Raw genomic sequence first — 26,154 nt, forward strand, 5'->3', positions numbered from 1 at the left:
ATGATGACTACCTGATTAAATAAACGTAAGAGAGAAGCCAATATGCTAGTAAGAGACTTAATTAGGCGCAATGCGGCGAACAAACCGAAGAGTGTGGCATACATTTGTGGAAATCGTCGAGCTAATTTTGGTCAAATGGATAGCCGTTCAGATAAAGCAGCGGCAGCCATGGCTGGATTGGGACTGAGCGCGGGAGAAGCCACAGGTATTTTAGCACCAGAGAGCATCGAAGTTTATGAACACTTTTACGCCTGTTTTAAAATGGGCGCAATTCGGACGGGGTTGAATCGTCGTTTTAGTAGTAGTGAATTAATTCATGTGGTTAAAGATGCGGGAGTAAGATTGATTCTAGCACATTCAGACTGTCAGGATTTATTACTAAGTGTGGCAGACCAACTGGCTGAATTGGGGGTGAAATTAATAGGTTATGGTGGTCCTCATAATCTAACTTATGATTATGAGCATTTATTATCTGAAACGACAGAAAAGTATTGCTCACCAGCTGTTGATGCGGATTCACCGGCCATATATACCTATACATCGGGCACAACGGGCAATCCTAAAGGTGTAGTGATATCAGACAAGGCAGTACGAACAGTTATTGAAGGAGCACCGGCCAGCTTTGGGTTTTCGTCAGATGATATATTTTATTGCCCACTTGCAAATGCGTGGGCGGCGGTGGTGGCAAACTTATTAGGTCTTTGCAATGGGATGACTACGGCAATTCCTGATAAAGAATATGAGACAAAATGCTTCATTGAAGAGGTTAAATCATTAAAAGTCACCATATTCTTGCTAGCGCCGACGATGCTTCAATGGTTATTGGATGCATTGGCAGAGAGTGACAGCGATATGGACAGTGTAAGAATGGTTATGTACGGTTCTGCACCGGCGTCACCTAAACTAATTGAAGCAGTATCGAAGCGATTCAAATGTGGTTTGTTGCAGGCGTATGGTGTTTCGGAGACCTGTGCGGGATGGATAACAAATTTAACACCAAGGGATCACAAAAAAGGATTGGAGGAGAAGCCAAAACTTTTGCAGTCAGCAGGTCGTGCGCCGTCATATTTTGATTTGTCGATACGGGATGAAAATGGTATTGAAGTGTCTCAGGGCGAAATAGGGGAAGTATGGGTTCGCAGCGATTGCATCATGAATGGTTACTTGAACCTACCAGAACAAACAAAAGAAGTACTTAAAGAAGATGGTTGGTTGATCACCAATGATATGGGTATGCAGGATGAAGAAGGTTATTTGTATCTAAAAGATCGCCGCAAATTTATGATAGTTACAGGGGGGATCAACGTGTTTCCTGCCCATGTTGAAGCGGTCATTTCGAGTCACGAAAGCATCGCAGAAATAGCTGTGGTGGGAGTCCCACACAAGGTTTGGGGAGAAGCTGTGGTAGCGGTAATTTATCCGCGTCCCGGTTTTGAGGGAGTGACTCAATACGAGTTGTTAGAATATTGCAAAGATAAATTGGGCAAAGTCATGATGCCTAAGTACATCCACCTAGTCAGCGAACCGTTGCCGAAATCAGTTAATTTAAAGATACAAAAACACTTAATACAAGATTGGTTTGTACAAGACCCTAGTTTGTTGCCGGCTACTTTTTAATTTTTTCAAGTAACGCTTTTCTAGATTGGGAAGGGAACTGGTGCAGGAAACGCCTTCTAATAACGTTAGTTTGTACTCTGTTTCTTTTAGTTGTGAGGGCACTTAAACGTTAATTAATAAGGTGCTTCTGGACAGAAAAATCTCACTGAGTTAGTAAAGCCGAATAGCAGAGGGGGAAACTCACGATAAATACATTCAAACTTTATTTTAATTGCCAATAAACTGACATGAAAGAATTAAAGTCGGGGGCTGTAATTAGCGTTTTTTATTTATAAAAATTAAATAATGTCAATAATTAGTTCTTTATTAGGAGACTGAAATGGGGCCGTTGCAAGGTGTTCGTGTCATTGAACTTGTCGGGCTGGGTCCTGGCCCATTTGTAGGCATGATGTTAGCTGATATGGGAGCTGAAGTGATTGCCGTTGACCGTATTTCTAAATCGGAAGCTCCACAATTGAAAGTGGATATCCACCGACGGGGTAAAAAATCGATTATATTAGACTTAAAGCAAAGCAGGGATAAAGACATATTATTAATGCTTTGCAAAAGCGCAGATGCCATCTTTGAGGGCTTCCGACCTGGAGTAGCAGAAAAACTTGGGATAGGCCCCGATATTTGTATGGCCGTTAATCCTAAACTGGTTTACGGCAGAATGACCGGTTGGGGGCAAGATGGCCCACTTGCAAATGTCGCAGGTCATGACATCAACTACATTGCTTTAACAGGGGCCTTACACGCAATTGGTTTTGATGGGGAATTACCTACACCTCCATTGAATTTGGTTGGTGACTATGCAGGTGGAATGTTTTTAGCATTTGGAATGGTTTGTGCAATTCTTAATGCCCGTCAGACCGGAAATGGGCAAATTGTTGATGCTGCGATGGTAGACGGGGTTAATACCTTAATGAGTCTCTTTCACTCGTTGCACGCTAGTGATATGTGGCGAAAAGAGCGAAGCAGTAACTTTCTAGATGGCGGTGCTCCTTATTACCGAGTGTATAAGACTAGCGATGACAAATACGTTTCTTTAGGTGCTATAGAAAAGCAATTTATGCGTATCTTTATTGAGAAAGCTAAACTTCCCGATGCTGTCTTGGAAGCCCACCAAGATCCTAAAAAATGGCCCATTGTCAGTGATATATTAACTAAGACTTTTCTAACCAAAACTCAAAAGCAATGGTGCGATTTGTTAGAAGGGACGGATGCTTGCTTTGCGCCTGTTTTACCTTTTTGGGAGGCTGCTGAACACCCTGCAAATTCCAAACGCCAGGGGTTCATGACCTTAGATGGTGTTGTGCAACCATCACCCGCACCTCGCTTTTCAAATACACCCTGCAAGGTTGATTTAATGCTGAAGAAACCAGGACAGCATAGTAAGAGTATATTGCGTTCTTTGGGTTTCGACGACAGTTTTATCAACGCATTTTTGAAGCATTCTCAGAGTTGACGATTAAATGCTTTGTTTATCGGTGACAAAAGAAAATGTTTAAAGGCTTTAAGATAGCTAGTGGTAGATTACCCAGTTAAGTAGTTAGTGAAATAAAACTTTACTCCGAAGAATGTGACGAAGAAGGTATGGTGTTGTGATCTGTTTTTGAAGAGCTCAGAGTTTTGAGTTCTTAGCAGAACATAAATCGATGGCAAATTGTGCTATACAGGAAAATGTGGAATTTAAAATACATTTTTCACCTCATAAATTGTATGTTAGTTTTCTTTTATCAAGGTTATATTTTTAATTCGCTTCAGTTTAAACTTTGAGTAGCGAGGTTCATACCCTAATATATCCGTAAATATTAGTTTCTAAAATAAAAGAGTTTATACAATTGAACACATTGCCCTCTGATCTAGTTAGTTTTATTTTTGAAAAATTACAAGAAAAAATTATAAACGGTTCCTATGAATCCGATCAAAAACTAGTAATTTCACAGATAGCAAAAGAATTTAATATGAGCATTATTCCAGTTAGGGAAGCGCTGGCTAAATTGAGTACTGTCGGCCTAGTGGTATTCACTCCTAATCATGGTTACCGTGTATCACCAAATCTATCTCAAAAGGAATTTGTGGATCTTTTTTATACTAGACTCATTATCGATATCGCTGCGATACCTAGCTTAATAAGTAACGTTACCCCTAAAGACATAGAAAAATTAAAACAATTAAATGCAAATATGGCCAATAATGTTTACGGTAGCGATCATTACGAGCAATTCAAAAAATTCATGGTATTGAACGCTGAATTTCATCGAATTTTAATCTTAATATCACGTAATAAGTATTTGCAAAAACTGTATTCTGAACTATACATAGAAATGTTTATTTCCCGCCATATTATTAACTCGGATATTGGTTTTGAAAAGTTGGTTCATGGTCATGATAAAATTATTAGCGCGTTGGAAAGTAGAGATGCTTCTGCTTTAAAACAAGAATATATAGATCATCTAAATGAAGGTGTTAATTTGATCTTTGGCTATAGATCTAACATCAAATTAGATTCAGGGGTTTTATAATTTTTAGTTTTTAATCAGTTAATTCTGTCTCAATTCTTAAAAAAGCAGGCTGCTTTTAACCTTATATTGAGCAGCCTACACTCATTCACATTAACCAATCCCCATCCCACCTGATACACCTAGTACTTCACCAGTAATAAATCCTGCTTCATCTGAAGCTAGAAATACAACCGCAGCGGCTACTTCTTCGGGTGTGCCAAGTCTCCCCAACAGGGTTGCGCCAGTCATTGCATCCAGCAATTTATTTCCGCCATTGGCCACAGCTTTTTGTAGTAAAGGGGTGTCTATCGGGCCGGGAGCAATAACGTTAGCGGTAATCCCTTTACGACCGTTTTCTCTTGCAATAGATTTCGTAAAAGCATGCACGCCACCTTTAGCTGCGGCATAGATAGATCCGCCACGAGACCCCATACGGCCAGCCTCTGATGAAATATTTATGATCCGACCGAAGCCTTTTTCTTGCATGGAAGGCAGCGCTGCATGTGTGGTTGCAAACACTGCTTCTAGGTTTATCGTCAAAAGGTAACGCCAATCTTCAATAGTTGTTTTTGTAAAAAATGCGTGTTGGTCCATTCCTGCATTATTTACAAGGATATCAAATGGCCCGTATTTACAAACTGTATCATGGGTTTCTTGAAGATTCATCAGGTCAAAAATAACTGAGGTAGCTCCGGTTTCAGCACATAATGCTTTAGCTGATTCTTCATCTCGAGCTGCAAATACTACATTGTAACCTTTAAGACACAAGGCGCGCACTATAGCAGCGCCAATCCCTTTTGAACCTCCGGTTACGAAGGCACGCTTTGCACTATGTGTATTTTGTTGTGAACTCATTTTTTATCCTTTATTTGTCTGATAGCATCTAATTTGCAAATCCAAATTCAGATCGCTTTATTTACCAATGAAGTTTGGAGTGCGTTTTTCGATGACTGCAGCCAATCCCTCTCTAGAATCCTCAGTGCCTGATAACGCCGATACTGTGCGTGATTCGTCTGCTAGACAGGTTTCTACTCGTGAACCCATACCATTCCATAGTAAACGTTTGGTTTCTGATAATGCCAAAGGGGCACTATTAGCAAGTTGTTCAGCTAATTCTTGTGTAGCAACTTGCAATTCTTCATCTGCAACTACCCGGCTCACAAGCCCCATACCCATTGCTTCTGATGCAGATATGACAGGATTAGTTAATAGAATATCCATGGCTTTTCTAAAGCCTACTAAATTTTGCAATGTAACCGACAGGCCTGCATCTGGTGCCATACCAACTCGCGTTGCGCCGGCTAAAAACTTAGACGATTCGGCAGCCACAACCATATCGGCTGCACATACAAAACCAAAACCACCTCCACCGGCAGCAAAACCATGTACTGAGGCAATCACAGGTGCGTTAAGACGCATAAGAGCAGAAACTATTATCTGTAAATAAGAGGTAGCTTCCCGCAAATAATCAGGTAGCTTTTCCCCTTTTGATGCAAAAACTTTTACGTCTCCACCGGCACAAAAGTGTCGGCCTGCACCACTCAATACTAAAACTTTTACCCGCGGATCACCGTGGCACTGCATTACTGCATCGTACATTGCTTTGAGAATTTCTACATTCAAACCATTCGAATCATCGGGACGATTGAGTTTCAAATGTGCGATACCATCTTGGATGCTCAATAAAATCGGTCCTGAGTTAATTAATTCTTCAATATTCACTGATTTAGTCATAAGGGACAACTCCTGCTCACTGTTAGATTTTCATTCAAGCCATTTGCAAATAAATAATGGGTTCTTTACATAAGTGAAACAATCATATACGATTTCCATGTGAGTTGCTAATAAGAACTTAGGTGGATAATGAAGTGAAAAATGAAGCTTTAGCTAAAGTTATAAAACGTGTTCAGAAAACTTACGCTGGCTGGAGCAAAGATACTTCGGTTGCTGACATGCGTGTGGATTGGGACAATCTATTCAATGGGAATACAACTCCAGTAGAAACTTGTGACTTTCATATTAACGCATTGCATTGTCGTTGGATTGCTCATCAAAATGCAGATTCAAACAAGGTTTTGTTGTATTTTCACGGCGGTGGTTTCCGATTAGGGTCAATTGATTCCCATCAAGATTTAATGGCCAGAATATCCCAATTTTCTGGTTGTAAAGTACTAGGAATAAATTACCGTTTAATTCCCGAACACCGATTTCCCGCTGCGTTAGAGGATGCGTTTAATGCATATAGCTGGTTGTTAAATAACGGATATAGCAGTAACCAAATCGCTATAGCCGGGGACTCTGCGGGAGGGAATTTAGTTGGTGCCTTATTAAATCAATTAAATAGTTTGGATATAGCCCTACCAGCAGCAGCTGTCATGTTGTCGCCTTGGTTGGACATGAAAGCAACATCGGATACTTATCAAAGTCGCGCAAAATTCGATCCCATACATCAGCACAAAATGATATTAGCTTTAGCTAGGGACTATCTTCGTACTGAAGCTGATGCTGATGATCCATTAGCGTCTCCTCTTTGTGCAAGTTTAGATGGCTTGCCTCCACTTTTAATTCAGGTTGGGGATCACGAAGTAGGCCTAGGAGACTCAATTCAATATGCTGATAAAGCGACAAATGCAGGTGTGGAAGTTGAGCTCGAAGTGTGGGATGAAATGATTCACGCTTTCCACTTGTTCGCAGCTGACCTTCCAGAAGCTAATAGGGCAATAGAGAAAATTGGTGAATTTTTGCGACAGAGACTTAATTGACTTATTGAAATGCCTGTAGTTACCCTTCTAAGGGCTTAACAGCCCTCAACTCTATGATTCATTTTTCGTAATTGAAGCCATGACTGCATTAATGAGTAAATCTCGCTTTTGCTTAGCGTCGATTTGAGCATACTCATAATTATTCAACATTTGACTGACTGGCTGCATGGTAAAGAAACCTAATACAATTGAAAAAATGATCAAAGGTTCAATACCATCTCCACTTTTTGGTGAATATTCATTCAGTAGCATTTTTAATTCGTCGTATACATTCTGTAAAGACAAATCTACCAAAAATTTTTGATTTTTTTCGTCATCTTCTACTAGATTTCGTTGCAATAACTTAAGAAATTCTGGGTTAGTTTCGAAACTATCTATTACGTTAGTAATAAAGTTTCGTAATTTTTCTTCAGGATGGGCTTTTGCCTGTAACTCGTTTAATAGGCTTCCACTATAGGTTCCATACATTTCCTTCTCAACAGCACGGTAAAGTTCCTCTTTATTGCCGAAATGATGATAGATAGATGGCATTGTTATTTCGGCGTTAAATGCAATTTGACGCATAGTTACACCTTCAAAACCGAGGCTGGCAAATAAACCAGTTGATACCTGCAAAATTTTATTTCTGCAATTATTTGCTTTGGTTTTAGACATTTTTTTTCTTCCTCTAACCCTTTTCGAGTAAAAAGAGTCAACAAATTTATAATTTTAACTTTTTATAACTCAATAAAATCAAAACGTTAGGAGCTAATTTTCAAGAATATAAGAAAATAACGAATTTAAGTTCTCATTAGAGATTGACATTTGTAGCGAACGTTATATACAATAGATTAACATTTGCTAAACTGCAACTTAACAATCACGGGTAGCGGTAATTTCCGCCCTTTTGATGTGTTATCACTGCGGCGTTATCTTGTGGAATAAAAACTGTACGGTGTTCAATGAGTTTATTTAATTCAAAAACCTGTCAGCAATAACCTTAATGTGTTTTTAAAATTTAGAGACGCAGAAAGTATGGCGTCTTTCTAAGATGAACTTTAATTCAATTGGAGTTGTTTGTTTTGAAAATTAATCCTAATGATCGTTATCTATCGTTGGTATTGAAAACGCTTGAAAACACAATTTTTCCAGAATTAACGTCATCAGCGGCAAAAGGGGCTGCTGATATGATACGCGCAACGCTAATTGAATTACTAAAACGCGAAAGCGGGACTCAATCCATTATTAGGGACAATATTTCTCAAGGCGAGATATTGCTTCATGAGTTAAAGCTCCATTTAGATCTAGTGAAAAGTGATACCGCTCCAGAAACAATAGAATTAATGGAAGGTTTAGGATTAGAGCAATTACGCACTCGTCATGCAGAATTAACAAGTGAGATTGCTATTCTGTGTGAACAGGTCTCTCTGGAGTACGAGAACACAGGCTCTGCTTTGCTTTGTAAAGTTGCTGAGTGGGAAGCGTCGTATTATACAAAGCAAGCTCAGTTATCTTTGCCTAAATTACCCTCAATCGAAAACTCTGGCTCGCCCCTAACCAGAAACAGATTGCAAGACTATTTAAATAGTATGCGCGATAAGAAACAAGGAAGTATCGAACTAACTTCGTTCATGCCTTTAATGGGAGGGTTTGGCAAGCAAACTTTCCTGTGTGAATTTACGGACCAGCGAGGTAACAAACAGGATTTAGTTGTTCGCAAGACTGATCCAACACCCATTATGCAGCACAGTGCTTGTCTTCTCGAAAACGAATATGACCTTCTTAAAATTATAGCCTCGACAGGTTTTCCCGCTCCAACCCCCCTTCATTTTTCAGAAGGTTGGAAAGATATCGATGGCAGTTTTTATACGATGAATAGAATTCCAGGTGTAGTCGCTGGCAGCTATTTAGAAGGAGGAGGGGAAGGCACAATATCTGAAAAGGTGGTTCTGGAACTAGCTGAGCTACTAGCTCGGTTACACAGTATCCCACTTATCACCTTCGAAGATTATATTGCTAAATATGAAGACCCTCGAATTGTTAGCTGCACTGTTGAGCAAACCTACAGGCATAACATCGAAGGTTGGATCAAATATATTGAACGTGAAGAACATCTGCCCTCACCCTTTCTAAGCTGGCTAGTTAATTGGTTGAGTAACAATATACCCGTAGATGATAGAAGACCTGTTTTAATTCACGGAGATTTTAATGTTCACAATGTTCTCGTTCATGACGATCAGGTTTCTGCTGTTCTAGATTGGGAGTGCGCTGGGTTTGGCTCTCCAGAACAGGATATGGCCTATATCCGTCCCAACATATCGAAACATATTAACTGGGAACGCTTTGTTAATCACTACATTGCAAACGGTGGAAAGCCGCTTAATTCAGAAGCAATGAAATACGGCACAGTATACGCAGCCTTAAGAACTAATTTAGCAGGAAATAGAGCCAGTCAGAATCTACAGTCCGGTGCAAACGAAGACCTACGTTACGCAATGGTAGAGCTTGGTTTTACTGCATCTTTTATGCAATCAGCTTTAAAGAGCGCAACAAGCAGCTAACACAGCTGGTAACAATTATTGGTATAGAGTGTTTTATATAAAAAAGATGATCATAGTTTTTCAGCCTCAATATTTCTGGCCGGTTTAAGTGTGTATCACCTTTATCATTGGAGAATACTATGGAAGTTGTAGGTGGCGGTACTGCTCTTGAGTATGGGCCAGAAGAAGAAGGGCCACACGAGGTTGGAAGTCATGAGTTTTGGCAAGAAAGTGTCGTTCTGTTCTGGTGGGATGAGGAAAACAGTGTTGGAGGCATGCATCGAATTGGGCATGAACCTAATACGAAGAACGGTCCACAAGTGAATTTGTGGAATCATATCTTTTCTCCAGATTATATATTTAAACGAGACGACACAATTCCATTAAGGCCCCAAGATAAGTTCAAAAATGGTTTTAACTGTGGTGATGACACTTGTATTTTTGAATATACAGATCATGCCGTATGGACCATAAATGAACCTGAAATACAGGCTGAGTTACATGTGTATGATCAGCATACGCCTGTGGATATATATCCTAAAAAAGGTTCATTGGCAGAGGATGTTGCACCAAATCATATGGAAGTCGCTTCAAAAGTATCTGGATCATTAACTATTAAAAGTAAAGTGCACGTTATCAATGGCTTGGCGTTTCGAGACCATGGCTGGGGCATCCGGAAATGGGATGCATTTGTTAGCCATCGATGGGTTGCCGGAGTCGGTGAAAATTTTTCTTTTTTAGCTCAGACGTTCCATAGCTCAGATGACGATCTAGTACGTTTCGGTTGCTTTATTCAAGACAACACCTTGACTTATGCAAAAGATGTAGAGGTGATTACCTATTTGGAGGCTGACGGGTTGACCAATCGCGGCGGTCAAGTGGTGATGACTTTAACCACCAATGAAATTCTAACGATTGACTGCACTCCATTGCAAAAAGGAGCAGTTTCATGGATTCACGGTATCGCATGTGTAGACACTCTCTGCAAATTTAAAGTGGGCACTAGAGAGGGAGTGTGCGATTTCGAAGTCACAAATAATGCGTTAAGAGGGAGTATACAGCCAAGGCTGGCTATTAACGGCATAGTGAATAAAGGTCTCAATAGAATTTAATAAATAATTGCGTCTGGTTGATAACTAAGACGTGTGCGATAACTTTAGTAGAGATTAAAACATGACACATAAAAACTTTAGATTAACTGTAGTGGCAACTGCCGTTTCAATGGTTGTTTGTAGTGCTTTTGCGCAAGATATTCCAGCTGAAAAAACGGAAGTAAACTCGAGTTTGGAAGTAATTGAGGTGACAGCACAACGGAAAACTGAAAATCTTCAGGAAGTGCCGATCGCAATTACTGCGGTGACGTCAGTTAGACTTGAAAAGTCTGGCATTAAGGGCACAGACGACCTATCACTTGTTACACCTGGATTACAATCAGGAAGACAGATCGGTTCCAGCACTCCATTCTTGCGGGGGGTGGGCACATCAGCAAGTGCAGCTGGAGATGAAAGTAGTATTGCAACTTATGTGGATGGTATCTATTCACCTAATATGGTGTCTAACACATATAGTTTTAATAATATTGAACGAATTGAGGTATTGAAAGGGCCACAGGGTACTTTGTTCGGTCGCAACGCCACAGGTGGAATGATCCATATTATTACAAAGGATCCAATTGACACATTTGAAGGTAATTTTGAAGCTTCATATGGCAGCTATGAAACAACAGAATTCAAAGGGTACTTAACTGGGGCTTTGAGTGAGAATGTATCAGCTAATATTGCAGTTTTATATAATGATCAAGGCGAAGGGTGGGGCACCAATCTAACAACAGGCAAAGACGTTAACTATTCAAATACCGAAGCTGTGCGGGCAAAAGTCCTCTTCGAACCCTCTACAAATACCAGCATTAAATTAGCTGCACATTATTCTGAAACAGAATCTGACCTTGGAATTAGTAGGCAACTCGCGCCTGGTGCTTTAGGGATTGAAGGGGCTTTAGTATATGGTGGATGCATAGCAAGTGGTGCTTCTGATGCTGAATGTGTGCCGCTAGCAATTGCTTCGGCATCAACCTACACAGGTGATTGGTATAATGTGGATTCCAATTTAACTTCTATCGCCAAAAATCGAGATTGGGGAACATCGTTATTTATTGACCATAGCTTTTCAACGGTCGATTTTAAGAGCATTTCTGCGTATCAAGAAAGTGCTTCTCCTCAAATTATGGATGTTGACGCATCAAGAATGTCCGTTCAAGACGCCGTACTAGATATTGAAATGGAAACCTTTACCCAAGAAATACAGCTTTTGTCTAAAAATACTAACGGCTATGACTGGATTATAGGTTTCTTTTATATGGATTCAACTGCACGCTATGCACCATTTGGTTTAGATGGTGCGGCGTTGGGGCTTTTGGCTCCTGGATTAACTTCTTTACGCAGCTCTCCTGAACAGTTATCCGAATCTTACGCAGCTTTCGCGCAAGGCTCATACGATATTACAGAGTCGACTAAAATAACCTTAGGCGGACGTATTACGCGAGACGAACGAGAACTGACGTCGTCGCAATTATTTCAATTCGGGGAAGGTACAGACTACATTGTAGGAATTCCTGAAGGGACTATCAGTGATAGCTGGACCGAACCAACATGGCGTATTTCAATAGATCACAACCTTGATTCTTCAGCACTGGTTTATGCCAGCTATAGTCGAGGTTTTAAAAGTGGCGTATATAATCTTGCAGCGGCCGTGACATCAGGTCCCAACCCGGATAGCGCAGTCAATCCAGAAATATTAGATTCCGTGGAAGTAGGATATAAAGCTGATCTTTTAGATGACAGCATACGGATTAACGCATCTATGTTTTACTACGATTATGCAGACATGCAATTACAAACGGTACAAAGCGGTGCAGCCGTTCTATTAAATGCAGCAGAGGCAGAAATCAAAGGTGCGGAAGTCAGTTTGACTTGGTTGGCATCAGATAACCTAACTATCAATAGTGGCTTGTCTTTGATTGACAGTGAATTCAGTGAATTTCTTAATGCACCGACTCAAACCCCTACCGGTATCGGCGGAAACGTTACAGGCGTTATGGATGCAACGGGTAATAAACTAATTCGAACCCCTGATTACACAATTAATATTGGAGCTGACTATACCGTCTTTACTGATACCGGAGAAGTGTCAGCAAACCTTACCTATTACTACAATGATGGGTTTTATTGGGAGGCAGAAAATCGATTAAAGCAAGAATCCTACCAAATTATTAATGCTCTAGTTAGTTGGACAAGTAAAGATGAAGTCTGGGGCGTGAAAGTTTATGGCAAAAATTTACTCGATGAAGAGTATTCATATTACTCGAACAGCGCTCAGGTTGGAGATGCCATTTCCGCCGCACCGCCAAGAACCTTTGGTATAGCTTTGTTGTATAACTTTTACTAGAAATATGCAAAAGCAAAAGTTAGCCAGATAGTTTCAGGCTAACTTTTTCAATTTGGTTAGTTTAATAATGGAGATAAATATAATGTCTATATTTAGTGAAATCAGTCCTGGAGTTGTGTTACCTGTTCCAGAAGACTACTTTGCGAATGATTTGGTTGCTATGCTTTTTACAATCTGGGGAGGGGGCTTCGCATTTGTCTTGATTCCCTGGGTGCTCAGAAGTTGGATCAAAGACGGCGATAAAACTTTGATGTGGATGTGGCTGGGGGGGCTGATTTGCTCGGTAATTGAGCCTATGTTAGATCATTTGGGTCATCTCTGGTATCCAACTAATTTACCGGGTCCTGCTTTTATCGGATTTGATTTACATATTCCTTATCTTATTCCTCCTTGCTATGTAGCTTTCATTTCTATGACGGGATATTGGGCTTACACTAAAATGCGTGACGGATTAGACTTAAAAGGTTTGTTTATGGTGTGGTTGATCATAGCTTCAACCGACTTAGCGCTTGAAATTCCAGGCACTGCCACTGGGGCTTATACTTATTATGGTGATGTACCGTTCAAAATACTTGGTTTCCCAATGGCTTGGTCATGGCTTAATGGAACGTCCATGTTGATGGTGGGTTTTTTATTGTGGTTGGTTAAACCACATTTAAAAGGAAACTCATCAGCATTTATTATGCTGGTTCCAGTAATTGCCATGGGAGCTTCATATGGCATGACAGCATGGCCTTATTTCATGGCGCTTAATTGGGAAATGCCAGTTTATATGACTTATTTATTAACAGTACTTTCCCTGTTGCTCTGTTTATTGGTTGTTCGTTTTGTAGGGGCTGTAGTTAGTTCACAGTCCGATAACACAGTTGAAGCCTTAGGTGTCAATACGAAGAAACGGCCAGTAACTGCATAATTGGCAAATTGAGATTTGCTAATTTATAACTGCTAAATTGGTGAGCATATATTTAAGATTCACTTGAATATATGCAAGCCAAACACCTTCTCTGAGTTTTCTGATTTTACCCAAAAGATATATCAAATAAGGATTCGTTCAAGTGCATTCTGATTCTCAATACGACCAATTGAGTCGAATATCTCGAAAACCCTATACGCCCGGCTATGATGAGCTTTGGTTAGTAATAGGTGGTTATCAATTAACTTTCAGTGCTTTCTTTTTAGTTTACGCACACTTCCGTAATTTGAATTTAGACGTGTTTCTAGAGTCTCAAGCATTACTGAGTCAAAATGCTGGATTCGTTAATACTCTCATTTTACTGACTAGTTCTTGGTTCGCGGCGATGGCTTTACATTTACACCGTAAAGATATGAAAACTCGAGCTCAAAGAATGGTGGAGTTGGCAATATTTTGCGGTATCGTGTTTAGTATAATAAAAGGCTTTGAATATTATGAAAAAATAAATGCTGGATATACAGTATACTCGAATGAGTTTTTTACGTTTTATTACTTACTAACCGGATTACACTTACTCCATGTTTGGCTTGGTCTCTTTGGGTTAGCCGCAGTTTGGGTTTATTTTAGAAAACAAAAGTTTAGCAAAGAAGACACTATGATTGTCGAAAGCTGCGTCGGCTTTTGGCATATGGTGGACTTTTTATGGATTATAATATTTGCTTTATTCTATTTGATAAAATAAGAAATTGATTCGGAGTAATAATGAAAACTTTACTTTTTTCTCGTTATACTTTTATTTGGTTTATTTTAATGGCTGCAACAATTTTTACTTTTGTAATGGGCCACGACTTTGCAACCATTGATTCGAAATATGCTGGAATCAGCATCTTTGTCATCACCTTTGTTAAAGTGAGATATGTCATCCTTGATTTTATGGAAATTCGTGAAGCTCCCATTGTCTTAAGGTTGCTCAATGAAAGCTGGCTAGCCATAACCTGTATATTAATGATTTGGATGTTTTATAAAGGAGACTTGATGTGACAAGCCAATCAATCCTTATTTATATTTTCTAGTTCGGTTTGTTGATAAGAAATATCGCTCGCTTTCACTTCCTGATGGCAATTTCCACAAACCAGTTGCAAGTCCAAAACGGCATTGCAACTGGTATGTACCAAAGATAGTTCTTCGGTTTTAGCATCATCCAACCATTTTTCTCCCCATTGGCGTATAGCGATGAATATAGTGTACATATCCCGGCCGCGTTCAGTGAGTACGTATTCAAAACGTTGAGCATGATTAGAATAAAGTTTTCGGGTAATAACCTTCTGTTCTTCTAGATGTCGTAAACGACGAGTTAACACGCTACGAGATATATTGAGGTTTTGCTGAAATTCATCAAAACGTTTCACTCTAAAAAATAATTCTTGTAAGACAGCAAATGACCAAGGGTCGCTAAAAATCTCTAATGTTCGTTTTACAGCAACGGGACGCGGTAATTTTGAGGGGGCTTGATTACTTTCGGTCATATTAGAGTTATTTTCCATGAGTAGTGCATCGATTAAGTAAATTCAGTTGGTAGCATGTCTACTTTGTATAAATAGTTGTTTTTTGCTTAGGCCTTTTGACAATTACTGCTACCGAGGTTGAACTTTGATTTTACGGTAGTTCGTATAAAGAATCTACATTGAACCGACTAAAAACACAGAAGTTGCCGTTGTAGGGGGTTGTTTGATTATCTAAATTTTAATTTAACTGTAAAGGCTCTTTAAATTTTACGAAATGTAAGATATTCAATTCGAAATTCAGTGAAAATCTAATTAAAAGTAACCTCAACTGTAGTTTTTAAATTGCTCTGAATGGGCTTACCCCTTCATCTTCAGATTTGATTATCTCTAAAATATGGGAGCAGGTTAGCTATTTGCTGCGTGCTGCAGAATAATTGGATAGGAATGTAAAAATAAGTAATTCTAAAACCTCACTTTATTAGAATTGAGTTGTTGACAAATTATACCCTCAATAATAACATACCGACGGGTCGGATTATATATGTTTGAGCGCTATTTTAAATTTTCCGATTGACAAGGTGTAGTAAAGGTTAAAGTTTTTAACTTCTTGAGCTACTGCTACTCGTAGAGTGTTTTTTACTTAAAAGGTTACTTAGATGATTCCACGAACGTTATTTCAGGAGGAGCACGAGTTCTTTCGTGATACAGTCAAAAAGTTTGCAGAAAAAGAAATCATTCCAAACTTAGAGGCATGGGATGAAGCTGGTGGAGTAGATAGAAAACTCTGGAATACCCTTGGTGAAATGGGGTTTTTATGTACCAACATTAATGAAAATTATAAAGGTGCGGGTTGTGACCGTTTATTTAGCATGATTCTGTTAGAAGAATTAGCGCCTTTCGGTGGTCTTGGTGTCTCTATTGCAATGCATTCAGATATTGTTGCTCCTTATATACAACGTTACGGCAGTGAGTCACTAAAGCAAAAATATCTACCAAAAATGGCTTCTGGAGAATTTATAGGTGCACTTGCAATGACTGAGCCTGGTGCTGGGTCAGACGTAAAATCGATTCGCACAACGGCGGTAAAACAAGGCGAGCACTACATAATAAATGGCTCAAAAACCTTTATTTCAAACGGTTACGAAAGTGGCGTTGTGATTGTCGTCGCTAAAACTGATCCAACTTTAGGAGCCAAAGGGGTTAGCTTGTTCGTCATTGACGAGTCTATGCAAGGCTTTGAAAAAGGTAGCAAACTTAAAAAAATTGGCATGAAAGCCCAGGATACAGCTGAGCTGTTCTTTAATGACATGAAAGTACCGGTTGAAAATTTACTTGGCGAAGAAAACAAAGGCTTCTTTTACTTAATGGAAGAGCTCGCTTGGGAAAGGCTTCAAATTGCTATCTCGGCTGTTGCTTGTGCAAAAGATGCATATGAACGCACAGTAGAATATACAAAAGAACGAAAAGTATTTGGCCAATCAGTCGCCAGTTTTCAAAATACTAAATTTAAATTAGCAGAAATGAAAAGTGAAATTCAAATTGGCCAAGTCTTCGTTGACCGCTGCATGGAATTAGTTTTAGATAATAAGCTGACAGCGGACACGGTTTCAATGGCGAAATATTGGTGTTCAGATCTGCAATGTAAGGTTGTTGATGAATGTGTTCAATTGCACGGTGGATATGGTTATATGCAAGAGTATCCAGTCGCTAGAGCTTGGGTGGATGCCCGTGCTCAACGCATTTATGGTGGTACTAATGAAATAATGAAGGAGTTAATTTCAAGGAGTATATAGCCCTTGCAGTACTAGGAAGCAAAAGTTTTGTTTGCTTCATTAAGAATTGACTAATTCATGATAAAGCTTGACGGATTAGAAGTAATAGCCAGCGGAAAAATAGAATGAGCGCGATATGCGCTCACTCGCAAATATAAATAACGGCCATCTACACCCGAGTTGACTATCACTATTGCTTTAACATCAACGACATTTAAGCCTTTTCGAAACAGAATTGTCGCTCGTAACTTGTGAATACCTTAAATTTTACTTCTTTTCAAATTAAAGCCAGATGCGTTTGGTTTACTATCGCTATGCTTTAATTCAATTCTGCTATCTAATTTTCCTTCCAAACTGCAAGCTCTTAATTTAAGAGCATGCAAAGCGATACTCGTACCTTTTCAGTCTATTTACTTAGTTTGTCTTTAAATGCAATTTTTCTTGATTAACAGCTTTACAGACAAAGTATAAAGCAATTAATAGTTATAAAAAGAAGTCGATTGCTGATAACCAGAAACCGATTAACCCATTCCATGCAAATCCCCCTTCTTGGAAAAAGAAAATAGCTGACCTGTGAGAAACATAGTTAAAACCCCATTATGTTCTTCTAATATACTGATGTAATGAGGTATCACGGTGGTGTACATTTTGTAAAATACAATCGATAACATCGTAATTATAATAGCTAAACGGATACTGGTATGATTTTCAATAAACATAGCCATTAATTGCTCAACACATTTTGCAGGCGAGGGAGAGGGGAATGCTCAGGCATAAAAATTAACGCAGGCGAAAGCATTACTAAGAATATAATCATATTCTTATTGTTAAGTGCGATTAGAGGGTTTCCAGAAACAGTCATCGTTGTAGTAATTATTATCTAATATTAACAATGGATATTTAATATGGACAATTTGTTTAAAAGTAAGGCGATGTGTAAATGTATTTTAAAGTTACTGTTTAACGACGCAATGGACCGTGATATCACTTCATATCTTAAAAATTAAAATTCAGTAAACCTTACGTCGATTTATTCAGTGCCTCTATGTTCCGGATTGAGATGCGTATTCATATTGGGGATACTGGTCTTGTTTTGGGGGTATTAGTTGTTTGCCTGCGTCTCACTGGTGCAGATTTTAATGCATGCACTAAATACTTGCGAGTTTGCTCTGGAAGAATGACGTCGTCAATTCCAAATCCCTCAGCAGCCCTTATAGGTCCAAGTTTTTCACGAGTCTGCTCCACTATTTTTTGTTTTTCTTGTTGCGGATCTTCCGCAGACATTATCTGTTTTTTAAAAGCTACATCGACTGCGGTTTCTACGTTCATAGCCGCAAATTCAGCTGTAGGCCAGGCCAGGGTCAATTCGGCATTAAAGCTTCTTCCGCCATTCATTGCCATGTAAGCTCCTCCATAGGCTTTACGCAACACCACGTTGTATGTGGGCACAGTAGTAAGGGCTATTTCATAAATTAATCGCGCGCTTTTTCGGGCTAATTTGCTGCGTTCAACTTCACTACCTACGAGAAAGCCTGGTAGGTCAAGCAGAAAAAGTAAAGCAATACCAAAGCTGTCACACAGGTTAATGAAGTGAGCCGCTTTTTCACAGGCTGGCGAATCTAAAGAACCTGCCAAAAAATTGGGTTGATTCGCTACGATACCGACACTTCGACCGCCTATTTTAACTAAACAACACACTATGTTTTTGGCATAATCTGCTTTTATTTCCAGCATTGAATCTGCATCAATAATCCCTTTAATTACTTTTTTCACATCGTAGGCATAACGCATATCTGCCGGAATAATCTCTGGTAATTTAGCCGCAAATATTGGATCCGGTGCTTTAACCTCTGAAACGGGGGGAGCTAATGAAGAGTTCGCTGGAAAATAAGAAAGATATTGTTTGATTATTGAACTGGCTTCATCCTCACTGTTGACAATATAATCTGCAATTCCATTTTTTTTAGCTTGCGTATCGCTACCACCAAGTTCTTCGGCATCAATATTTTCACCTATTGCTTTTTTGACTAGTTGCGGTGGGGCTATGCCCATGTATGACATGCCTTTTACTACCACAACAAAATCACACATGGATGCAATTAATGTCATTGCTGCAAAACTTTGACCAAGCACAGCTACGGGGGTTGGCACCCAGCCTGAGAGTTGCGCTTGAAGCGCCAGTGAATCAAAACCAGGTGAAAATAATCGACTGTCTAAGCCTTCAGATATTCGATGCCCAACTCCCTCTAATAATTGCACCATTGGTACACCTGAATCAATGGCTCGCATATAGCTGCGACGCATTTTTTCAAGGCCAATATCGCCATTACTTCCGCCGTTAATAGTGAAATCCGCGACGGCAATAATCACCCTCTTATGTTCAATGTCTGCCCAACCTGTAACCAGTGCATCACCAAAACTTGGCGCAGAATCATTATTGTCAGAGGGTAGCGCAAGACCACCAAATTCCAGAAATGTGTCCTTATCACAGATAAGTTCAACTCTTTCTCTTGCGGTCAGTTTGCCGCGAGAATGTTGATATTCAACCGCTCTTTTTCTTGCTTCGTCTTGAATGTTTGAGTGGCTGTTGATGACCGCCTTTCTCAAAGACTGTTGTTTGTCCATGATCTTTCCTAATTAAAATTGCGCTAGCGCGAGGCAAGTGCTGATGATTTTCGTAATTCAGTTTTCATTATTTTGCCAGCAGCAGATAGCGGTAATTCGGTTAAAAACTCGATGCTACGAGGACATTTGTAGTCTGAAATTAAGGTTTTACAGTGTTTAATGAGTTGTTCAGCGGTGGAATTACTCTCTGGCGTAAGTACAACTGCTGCATGGATTGCTTCTCCCCACTTTTCATGAGGTATCCCAATAACTGCGCACTGAGCGACTTCAGGGTGCTGTGCAAGTGCATTTTCAACTTCACTTGAATATACGTTTTCACCACCAGTTACTATCATGTCTTTTATTCGATCAACAATAAAAATAAAGCCGTCTTCATCCATATAGGCTGCATCTTCAGTATGCATCCAACCGTTTCTTAGTGCGCTTGCTGATTGCTTAGAATCCTGCCAATAGCCTTGCATTACAGTAGGTCCTTTTGCAACTACCTCCCCGATGGTATTCTTTGCAACTTCTTGATCATTTTCATCGACAATCTTTATTTCTACCAATGCAGTTGCTCTGCCAGCTGCTTTTAGCTTGTTGAGGGTGAGTCCCTCAATCGTATGATAGTATGCTGGAAGCATAGTAAGTAAGCCCGTCTCACTCATGCCATAGCCTTGGATAAAGTCACAGTTAGAGAATTTGCTTATCGCCAATTCAAGGGCTTTTTTAGTGATAGGAGCACCACCATAAAAAATGGTTTGTAAATGACTAAGATCAAATTCATCTATATCTTGATAGTTGACTAACATATGAATCATAGAAGGCACCATTAATACGTCAGTCACCTTTTCTTCTACAATGGTTGCAAGTGTTTGTGCTGGAATAAAATTTGGTAAAATCACATGAGTGCCACCGTTTAGCATATGATTAAACATCATTTGAATATCAGCCATATGAAACATAGGTGCGACATGTAAATAACGGTCGCCTTGAGTACCGCAGTCTATCGCTTGCTGTCCAATTGCCATTGAAACCAGATTACGGTGGGAAAGCATCACACCTTTGGGTTTACCTGTAGTGCCACCGGTATAAAGAATCATTGCAAGGTCTTCATTGCTTCTTTCTGCGTCTTCAACTGGGGAATGTTGATTAATTAATGTCTCATAATGTAAATATTCATCGGACTCTATTGTGTGGGTATCACAAATTATAGTTTGAATTGAATCGCAAGCTTCTTTTAGCGGGCCTGCCAAGTGCACAAACTGATGGTCAAGGACCAGGATTTTGGTAGCGGAATTATTTAGAGCATAAATGAAATCATGTAGAGTCCATCGGGTGTTGAGGGGGCTAACAACGCCCCCAGCCCAAAACGTACCCAACATTATTTCCATATAACTGGCTGAATTTAACGCTATGATACTTACCCTATCACCCTGTTTTAGTCCACGACTTTGCAATGCCATTGAGAAGCGCGAGACTCGTTCTAAAAGGGTCCTGAAGTCTTGTTGTTTAGAACCAAAAATAGTTGCAACTTTCGAAGGTGTTTGACGAGCGGACTTTCTTAAACCTTGTGTAATGTACATCGACATGTTCTCTCTCGTGCTATGTTAATTCGACGATGAATTCAATATTGCAAAAAAGCCGAGGCCGACAGTGTTTTTAAAGCAAACATTGCCAGCCAATATGACCAACTAATAAAAATTATATTCGACTCTTATTCCAAAAGTTGCGGGTTTTGCAGCGAAACGAACTTCTACGTCTTGCGAGGCAAAATTATTGGTCCAATAGTATTCATCAGTAACGTTACGACCATATAAGGTTGCATTCCAAATACCGTCGTCTGAAGCTAGTCCAACTCGCAGATCTAAAACGGTGAAAGCATCAATTCTTCCGGAATCGGGTTCACCTAAACTTGAGTTGGTTTTGCTATTGTGAATCAGTGATCCGCCAACAAATGCTTCAATATCAGAGGTCGCAGAAAAACGATACTCAGCATCAGCATTCGCTTGAAATTTTGGGGTAAAAGGAATAATTGAACCTGAAAGATCTTCTTCTATTCCTGCATTGTTCAAGCCGACGTATTGATCAACATCTGAGTCTAATATGGTTGCTGTAAAGCTGGTGGTCAACCCTGAAAGTGGTATGGCTCTAAATTGTACTTCTGCTCCTTGTACATGGGCTTCTGGAACATTTACTAACTTTTCAAGTACGCCAAACGGAGCCGCAAGAATATTTCCTCGCACCTGCTTGTCACTGTAGTCGTAATAAAATACTGCACTGTTTAATTGTATAGGAGCAGAGTCTGAAGACCATTTGAAACCAGCTTCGTATGCAAGAACGTCTTCTTGCGTTGTTGGATCTAGTTGAATGGATAAAGGTGCCGACAGCACTGGAAAACTTCCAGATTTGTAACCTTGGGATGCGGTGGCGTACAAAAGGGTGTTGCGGTTAAGTTTGTAATTTAGCCCTAAACGCCACGATATATTATCTTCAGCCAATGTTTTTTGTACTAATTCTGGAGCAAAGCTGTTGTCAGGATTAAGGGTTACACAATCGCCTGGTGTTATAGCAAATGGATTGGTGAAACCACTAGAAACTAGGGATTGTAGAGCCGTAATAGACTCATCCCCAGTAGTACAGCCTTCGAAATCTTTGGTACTGTCAGTAAACCTAATTCCTGTACTTAAAGTTAGCTGGTCGGAAAGCAAATAATCAATATTACCAAACACCGCGTACTCTTCGATTTCGTGATTTCCTTTTTGAACAGCGGATGCCCAATTTTTACCAACAATAGCATTGGTTACTACTGCTGTATTAGTGGCATCTCCTATGCCTATTACCGTAGAGTTTGACGTTGAAGCACTCATATAATTTGCGCCTACCACCCATTGCATATTGTCAGTTTCACCGCTGAGTCTAAACTCTTGGGTTACATCCTCTATTTCACCTGTATTTGATGTAATATCGATCAAATCAAGATCAGTACCATCTCTATCTAAACTGAAACTTTGCGAATAGTCATCATAGGAAGTTATGGATGTGAAAATCATAGTATTGGATAGCGTTATATCTGCACGTAGAGACATTTGGTAAGCGTTATCGTCATGGGTATTGGCGTTTTGGTTCCCCCAGTTTGTTGCCCGAGCATCATCAGGTGCAACTGGAAGGGCGCTAATTAATTGGGCGCGATCATATTTTTCCTGTTCAATTGCATCGCCGCCATCAGTGCCGGGGTTTTGGATACGTTCGCCGCGAAATTGAGGAAGTATTGAATCGGACTTGTCTTGCCAGCCATTAAAATTAAACTGCAAGGTTACATCTTCAGAAATACTCCAATCTAGCAATAATCTAGCAGCAGTGAAATCTCGTTCTCCATGGGTTTCTGAACGAGTGTAGTTTTCCTGCCAATCCCCCCCTTGAGAAGTGCGCATTGCCAATCGAGCATTGAGTTTGTCGCTTAGCGGTCCTGATACAAAACCCTCTAAATGAGTTTCATTGAATGAGCCGTAACTACCCTTTATTCCACCCTCGAATTGATCTGTGGGCTTCGCAGCAATGTAATTTACCGCCCCACCTGTCGAATTTTGCCCAAACAGAATACCTTGTGGACCTTTAAGAACTTCGACTCTTTCTATATCCATGGTAATGCCTCTTGTCATTTCCATAAATGGACTGGCAACCTGATCTACATAGACACTGACAGCAGGACTCGAGCCTAGTGTAAAACCATTGAACCCGATCCCTCTTATCGTAATGGTCGGTGTTCCCATTAAACTCTGAGATGTTGTCATCCCAGGCGTTATTTTGGCCAAGTCTCCCACATCGTTAATGCCAGCACTGGCTATTTCTTCAGCATTGACCGCAGTAATAGACATTCCTACGTCATTGATTGACTGAGAGCGTTTCTGAGCGGTAACAGTGATCTGCTCTAAACCTTTGTCGTTTTCGTTGACTTGACTTATTGCAGGTAAAGATATGGCTAGAATACTCAATGCAGTAACAAGGGTCTTTGTATGTATCGTGGTCATATTACGGTATGTCCTTGTAGATAATATTTAGTTTACGTAACACTTTTTAAGACCACTTAAATAAGGTTAACTCCCAATGCCGACTACAAGATTGAGACTCAAAAAAGTGGTTGAGTTTAAATTCGACCGACTTGTCGGTATGCGTTAACTTTTAACAAAGCATTTAAATTATTGCAACAAAAAAACTTTGTTTAACTGGCCTTTTATGGCTGAAAATGTAGTTGTTTAACCTTTTAATGTCATATAAATCAATTATTTAAGATTATTGTTAAAGTGCTCTAATTATTCGGCTTAGGCTTGGGTTAGACAAAAAGAGAGTTAATTACGCATCTCTCATCCGATTTTCATTTCATTTTATTTACACCAAATAGTTGACTCGTTAACAAAAAATATATAAAGTTTAGTTAAATTAACAGTGGTAATTAAATAAAGACTTAGAGGTTTTATGGCGAGACCAGCCTATACGGATTCTGAATATGAATCAGTTCGAGAAAATTTAACCGTCGGGGCACTTAAACTTTTTAGTGAAATAGGCCCAGATAAATTGAGCTTACGTAAGTTAGCCGATTTTATGGGGGTAAGTCATACGCTGTTGTATCGTTATTTTGATAGTAAAGAAGCTCTATTTCGCGCGATTCGATTAGAAAGCTTAAAAAAGCTACACGAAATGTTACGTAATTGTGATGAACAAAATCGTAATGAAAATCCAATTGCGAGGATACGAGCTGCTGCATATGTCGTGCAGTCCTTTAGCACTGAGTATCGGAAAGAATATCGTTTTCTCTTCTCTACAGAGCAACCTGACTTGGAAGTCAATGAGCCCTTGCTATCGTTACGACACGAAGTTTTTGATCATATAGTTGCAATTGCTAAGGAAGCAAAACAACAAGGACAAATCAGTATCGATGCGCGTACTTGGGTACACATTGTTTGGGCAACCATGCATGGCATTTTAGCTCTAAATGAAAGTCGGCAATTAGTAGAAGGGCGCACGTTTAATAAACTCTTTGACTCTGCTTTAGAATTGTTGCTTAGCGAAAGGTAATTAGATATGAACACAGCGGTAAAATCTGCACTACCTAGCAATCAGACTGAGAGTATTTTCAATCTTCAACGCAAATCTTATTTGTCTGATCCTTATCCAAAGGCTGAAGTACGAATTGACCGTATAAGTCGAATGATCAATTTATTAGTGGATCATCAGTATTCATTGTGCGAAGCGGTAGAAGCCGATTATGGACGAAGAGCTGTGGAAGCTAGCCGCATGCAGGAAATTATGGCGCCTATTGCTGCTTTAAAGTATGCACGCAAAAATCTAACTCATTGGATGAAAAGCGAAAAGCGGCGGTCAAATTTCCCATTCGGCTTACTTGGCGCAAAGTCTTATATTAAGTACGAGCCGCTAGGCGTTGTAGGTAACCTTTCGCCGTGGAATTTTCCTATAACACTAACTTTATCTCCTTTGGGTGGAATTTTCGCTGCTGGGAATAGAGCCATGTTAAAACCTTCCGAGTATACGCCTCGAACCAGTGCGTTAATGGCAGACCTTATTGCTGATTATTTTGCGCCTGATGAGTTAGCAGTAATTCAAGGAGGAGCTGATATTGCGAGTGAATTTTGCTCTCTTCCTTTTGACCATTTGTTATTTACTGGCTCTACTCAGGTTGGAGCAAAAATACTGCAAGCCACCGCACCTAATTTGGTTCCTACAACATTGGAGCTCGGGGGAAAGTCGCCAGTAATCATAGCTGATGATGCAGATATTGCTGAAGTGGCACAAAAAGTTGCGTTTGCGAAAACGTCAAATGCTGGACAAATTTGTATTGCGCCGGATTACGTTTTGTTGACCAATAAGCATCGCCAACCATTTATCGATGAGTACAAAAAGGCTGTGCTAAGGATGTTTCCTGATGGTGCAGCTAGCCCATATTTTACGAATATTATTAATACTAATCATAGCCTGCGTTTACGGGAAATATTGATTGATGCAGCAAATGCTGGAAATCAAGTTATAGACATTTTTTCTAAGCCTATTCAAGAGGTTGATGAGCGATACGTTGCTCCAGCAATAATTGATGTTAACAACCATGATTGTCGGCTAATGCGCGAAGAAATATTTGGTCCGCTGTTGCCAATTGTTACGGTAGAAAATCCAATAGAGGCTTTAAATTTTGTACAGCAAAGACCAAAACCTCTTGCTCTATATTTATTCAGTCACAAGCAAAAGTTGATTAATCAAGTGACAGAGGAAGTGGCCTGTGGAGGTATGGTGGTAAATGATCTACTACTACATTTTCTGCAAGATGACATGCCTTTTGGAGGCGTAGGTCCAAGTGGAATGGGGGCTTATCATGGCAAGGAAGGATTCAAAACTTTTAGCCATGCCAAGTCTATTTTTATTGCGCCAAAATTCGATGTGGGTCGTTTCCTGCGCCCACCTTATGGAAAATTGTTTACCAAGCTAATTGATCATGAAATTTCTAAATAAGCATTTACTTGGA

Annotated in this window: 20 protein-coding genes; 13 read left to right on the forward strand and 7 right to left on the reverse strand. The window is 39.8% G+C overall.

All coding sequences use genetic code 11. The features are described 5' to 3' along the window. Nucleotides 1-42: 42 nt before the first annotated feature. From VUI23_RS01040 to VUI23_RS01050, 3 genes are all read left to right on the forward strand, one after another. Nucleotides 43-1,617 carry an AMP-binding protein gene (locus tag VUI23_RS01040; RefSeq protein WP_342806320.1) on the forward strand — a complete coding sequence of 525 codons (1,575 nt, stop codon included), beginning with the start codon at nucleotides 43-45 and terminating at the stop codon, nucleotides 1,615-1,617. 319 nt (nucleotides 1,618-1,936) lie between these two features. Further along, nucleotides 1,937-3,064: a CaiB/BaiF CoA-transferase family protein gene (locus VUI23_RS01045; protein WP_342806322.1), complete on the forward strand. Its 1,128-nt coding sequence runs from the start codon at nucleotides 1,937-1,939 to the stop codon at nucleotides 3,062-3,064. Between the two features lie 376 nt (nucleotides 3,065-3,440). Further along, on the forward strand, nucleotides 3,441-4,124 hold the full coding sequence (locus VUI23_RS01050) for a GntR family transcriptional regulator (protein WP_342806324.1): 684 nt from the start codon (nucleotides 3,441-3,443) through the stop codon (nucleotides 4,122-4,124). Between the two features lie 90 nt (nucleotides 4,125-4,214). On the opposite strand, the gene VUI23_RS01055 is transcribed toward VUI23_RS01050, so the two are convergent. Further along, nucleotides 4,215-4,958 carry an SDR family oxidoreductase gene (locus tag VUI23_RS01055; protein ID WP_342806326.1) on the reverse strand — a complete coding sequence of 248 codons (744 nt, stop codon included), beginning with the start codon at nucleotides 4,956-4,958 and terminating at the stop codon, nucleotides 4,215-4,217. 57 nt (nucleotides 4,959-5,015) lie between these two features. Continuing rightward, nucleotides 5,016-5,837 (reverse strand): enoyl-CoA hydratase-related protein, encoded by an 822-nt coding sequence (locus tag VUI23_RS01060; RefSeq protein WP_342806328.1) that lies wholly within the window; start codon nucleotides 5,835-5,837, stop codon nucleotides 5,016-5,018. A 134-nt stretch (nucleotides 5,838-5,971) separates the two neighbouring features. Here VUI23_RS01060 and VUI23_RS01065 point away from each other — a divergent pair, with 134 nt between their 5' ends. Beyond that, nucleotides 5,972-6,865 carry an alpha/beta hydrolase gene (locus VUI23_RS01065; RefSeq protein WP_342806330.1) on the forward strand — a complete coding sequence of 298 codons (894 nt, stop codon included), beginning with the start codon at nucleotides 5,972-5,974 and terminating at the stop codon, nucleotides 6,863-6,865. A 51-nt stretch (nucleotides 6,866-6,916) separates the two neighbouring features. Here the strand turns inward: VUI23_RS01065 and VUI23_RS01070 are convergent, their stop codons facing one another. Next, nucleotides 6,917-7,519, reverse strand: coding sequence for a TetR/AcrR family transcriptional regulator (locus tag VUI23_RS01070; RefSeq protein ID WP_342806332.1), 603 nt, complete (start codon nucleotides 7,517-7,519; stop codon nucleotides 6,917-6,919). A gap of 407 nt (nucleotides 7,520-7,926) precedes the next feature. Between VUI23_RS01070 and VUI23_RS01075 the strand changes: the two genes are divergently transcribed. The 6 genes from VUI23_RS01075 to VUI23_RS01100 all read left to right on the forward strand — a co-directional run bounded on the left by VUI23_RS01075 (nucleotide 7,927) and on the right by VUI23_RS01100 (nucleotide 14,782). Beyond that, the gene (locus tag VUI23_RS01075) at nucleotides 7,927-9,405 is read left to right on the forward strand and encodes a phosphotransferase family protein (RefSeq protein ID WP_342806334.1); all 1,479 of its coding nucleotides are present in this window, start codon (nucleotides 7,927-7,929) and stop codon (nucleotides 9,403-9,405) included. Nucleotides 9,406-9,524: 119 nt separating this feature from the next. After that, the gene (locus VUI23_RS01080; protein WP_342806336.1) at nucleotides 9,525-10,496 is read left to right on the forward strand and encodes a hypothetical protein; all 972 of its coding nucleotides are present in this window, start codon (nucleotides 9,525-9,527) and stop codon (nucleotides 10,494-10,496) included. A gap of 61 nt (nucleotides 10,497-10,557) precedes the next feature. Continuing rightward, on the forward strand, nucleotides 10,558-12,828 hold the full coding sequence (locus VUI23_RS01085; protein WP_342806338.1) for a TonB-dependent receptor: 2,271 nt from the start codon (nucleotides 10,558-10,560) through the stop codon (nucleotides 12,826-12,828). A gap of 82 nt (nucleotides 12,829-12,910) precedes the next feature. Continuing rightward, nucleotides 12,911-13,741: a hypothetical protein gene (locus VUI23_RS01090; protein WP_342806340.1), complete on the forward strand. Its 831-nt coding sequence runs from the start codon at nucleotides 12,911-12,913 to the stop codon at nucleotides 13,739-13,741. A gap of 142 nt (nucleotides 13,742-13,883) precedes the next feature. After that, complete coding sequence (locus tag VUI23_RS01095) at nucleotides 13,884-14,483, forward strand: cytochrome c oxidase subunit 3 (protein ID WP_342806342.1); 600 nt, start codon at nucleotides 13,884-13,886, stop codon at nucleotides 14,481-14,483. 20 nt (nucleotides 14,484-14,503) lie between these two features. Continuing rightward, nucleotides 14,504-14,782, forward strand: coding sequence for a cytochrome C oxidase subunit IV family protein (locus VUI23_RS01100; RefSeq protein ID WP_342806344.1), 279 nt, complete (start codon nucleotides 14,504-14,506; stop codon nucleotides 14,780-14,782). A gap of 8 nt (nucleotides 14,783-14,790) precedes the next feature. Here the strand turns inward: VUI23_RS01100 and VUI23_RS01105 are convergent, their stop codons facing one another. Then, nucleotides 14,791-15,267, reverse strand: a complete 477-nt coding sequence (locus tag VUI23_RS01105) for a helix-turn-helix domain-containing protein (protein WP_342806346.1) — start codon at nucleotides 15,265-15,267, stop codon at nucleotides 14,791-14,793. A 635-nt stretch (nucleotides 15,268-15,902) separates the two neighbouring features. On the opposite strand from VUI23_RS01105, the gene VUI23_RS01110 reads away from it, so the two are divergent. Then, a complete protein-coding gene (locus VUI23_RS01110) occupies nucleotides 15,903-17,039 on the forward strand; it encodes an acyl-CoA dehydrogenase family protein (protein WP_342806348.1) in 1,137 nt (378 codons plus the stop codon). 1,047 nt (nucleotides 17,040-18,086) lie between these two features. Here VUI23_RS01110 and VUI23_RS01115 read toward each other — a convergent pair. The 3 genes from VUI23_RS01115 to VUI23_RS01125 form a co-directional block, all read right to left on the reverse strand. After that, nucleotides 18,087-19,643 carry a carboxyl transferase domain-containing protein gene (locus tag VUI23_RS01115; protein WP_342806350.1) on the reverse strand — a complete coding sequence of 519 codons (1,557 nt, stop codon included), beginning with the start codon at nucleotides 19,641-19,643 and terminating at the stop codon, nucleotides 18,087-18,089. Nucleotides 19,644-19,666: 23 nt separating this feature from the next. After that, on the reverse strand, nucleotides 19,667-21,214 hold the full coding sequence (locus VUI23_RS01120; protein ID WP_342806352.1) for a long-chain fatty acid--CoA ligase: 1,548 nt from the start codon (nucleotides 21,212-21,214) through the stop codon (nucleotides 19,667-19,669). A 102-nt stretch (nucleotides 21,215-21,316) separates the two neighbouring features. Next, nucleotides 21,317-23,653 (reverse strand): TonB-dependent receptor, encoded by a 2,337-nt coding sequence (locus VUI23_RS01125; protein WP_342806354.1) that lies wholly within the window; start codon nucleotides 23,651-23,653, stop codon nucleotides 21,317-21,319. A gap of 445 nt (nucleotides 23,654-24,098) precedes the next feature. Here VUI23_RS01125 and VUI23_RS01130 point away from each other — a divergent pair, with 445 nt between their 5' ends. Then, nucleotides 24,099-24,698 carry a TetR/AcrR family transcriptional regulator gene (locus VUI23_RS01130; protein WP_342806356.1) on the forward strand — a complete coding sequence of 200 codons (600 nt, stop codon included), beginning with the start codon at nucleotides 24,099-24,101 and terminating at the stop codon, nucleotides 24,696-24,698. Nucleotides 24,699-24,704: 6 nt separating this feature from the next. Then, complete coding sequence (locus tag VUI23_RS01135) at nucleotides 24,705-26,141, forward strand: coniferyl aldehyde dehydrogenase (protein ID WP_342806357.1); 1,437 nt, start codon at nucleotides 24,705-24,707, stop codon at nucleotides 26,139-26,141. Nucleotides 26,142-26,154: the final 13 nt, after the last annotated feature.

It is taken from the genome of Alteromonas sp. M12, from assembly GCF_037478005.1.
Taxonomy (GTDB): Bacteria; Pseudomonadota; Gammaproteobacteria; order Enterobacterales; family Alteromonadaceae; genus Aliiglaciecola; species Aliiglaciecola lipolytica_A.

What these genes read in the sequence shown, in the direction of transcription:
- VUI23_RS01040 (WP_342806320.1), top strand. Translation starts at nt 43, where the DNA reads ATGCTAGTAAGAGACTTAATTAGGCGCAATGCGGCGAACAAACCGAAG.
- VUI23_RS01045 (WP_342806322.1), top strand. Translation starts at nt 1,937, where the DNA reads ATGGGGCCGTTGCAAGGTGTTCGTGTCATTGAACTTGTCGGGCTGGGT.
- VUI23_RS01055 (WP_342806326.1), bottom strand. Translation starts at nt 4,958, where the DNA reads ATGAGTTCACAACAAAATACACATAGTGCAAAGCGTGCCTTCGTAACC.
- VUI23_RS01060 (WP_342806328.1), bottom strand. Translation starts at nt 5,837, where the DNA reads ATGACTAAATCAGTGAATATTGAAGAATTAATTAACTCAGGACCGATT.
- VUI23_RS01070 (WP_342806332.1), bottom strand. Translation starts at nt 7,519, where the DNA reads ATGTCTAAAACCAAAGCAAATAATTGCAGAAATAAAATTTTGCAGGTA.
- VUI23_RS01080 (WP_342806336.1), top strand. Translation starts at nt 9,525, where the DNA reads ATGGAAGTTGTAGGTGGCGGTACTGCTCTTGAGTATGGGCCAGAAGAA.
- VUI23_RS01085 (WP_342806338.1), top strand. Translation starts at nt 10,558, where the DNA reads ATGACACATAAAAACTTTAGATTAACTGTAGTGGCAACTGCCGTTTCA.
- VUI23_RS01090 (WP_342806340.1), top strand. Translation starts at nt 12,911, where the DNA reads ATGTCTATATTTAGTGAAATCAGTCCTGGAGTTGTGTTACCTGTTCCA.
- VUI23_RS01100 (WP_342806344.1), top strand. Translation starts at nt 14,504, where the DNA reads ATGAAAACTTTACTTTTTTCTCGTTATACTTTTATTTGGTTTATTTTA.
- VUI23_RS01105 (WP_342806346.1), bottom strand. Translation starts at nt 15,267, where the DNA reads ATGACCGAAAGTAATCAAGCCCCCTCAAAATTACCGCGTCCCGTTGCT.
- VUI23_RS01110 (WP_342806348.1), top strand. Translation starts at nt 15,903, where the DNA reads ATGATTCCACGAACGTTATTTCAGGAGGAGCACGAGTTCTTTCGTGAT.
- VUI23_RS01115 (WP_342806350.1), bottom strand. Translation starts at nt 19,643, where the DNA reads ATGGACAAACAACAGTCTTTGAGAAAGGCGGTCATCAACAGCCACTCA.
- VUI23_RS01120 (WP_342806352.1), bottom strand. Translation starts at nt 21,214, where the DNA reads ATGTCGATGTACATTACACAAGGTTTAAGAAAGTCCGCTCGTCAAACA.
- VUI23_RS01125 (WP_342806354.1), bottom strand. Translation starts at nt 23,653, where the DNA reads ATGACCACGATACATACAAAGACCCTTGTTACTGCATTGAGTATTCTA.
- VUI23_RS01130 (WP_342806356.1), top strand. Translation starts at nt 24,099, where the DNA reads ATGGCGAGACCAGCCTATACGGATTCTGAATATGAATCAGTTCGAGAA.
- VUI23_RS01135 (WP_342806357.1), top strand. Translation starts at nt 24,705, where the DNA reads ATGAACACAGCGGTAAAATCTGCACTACCTAGCAATCAGACTGAGAGT.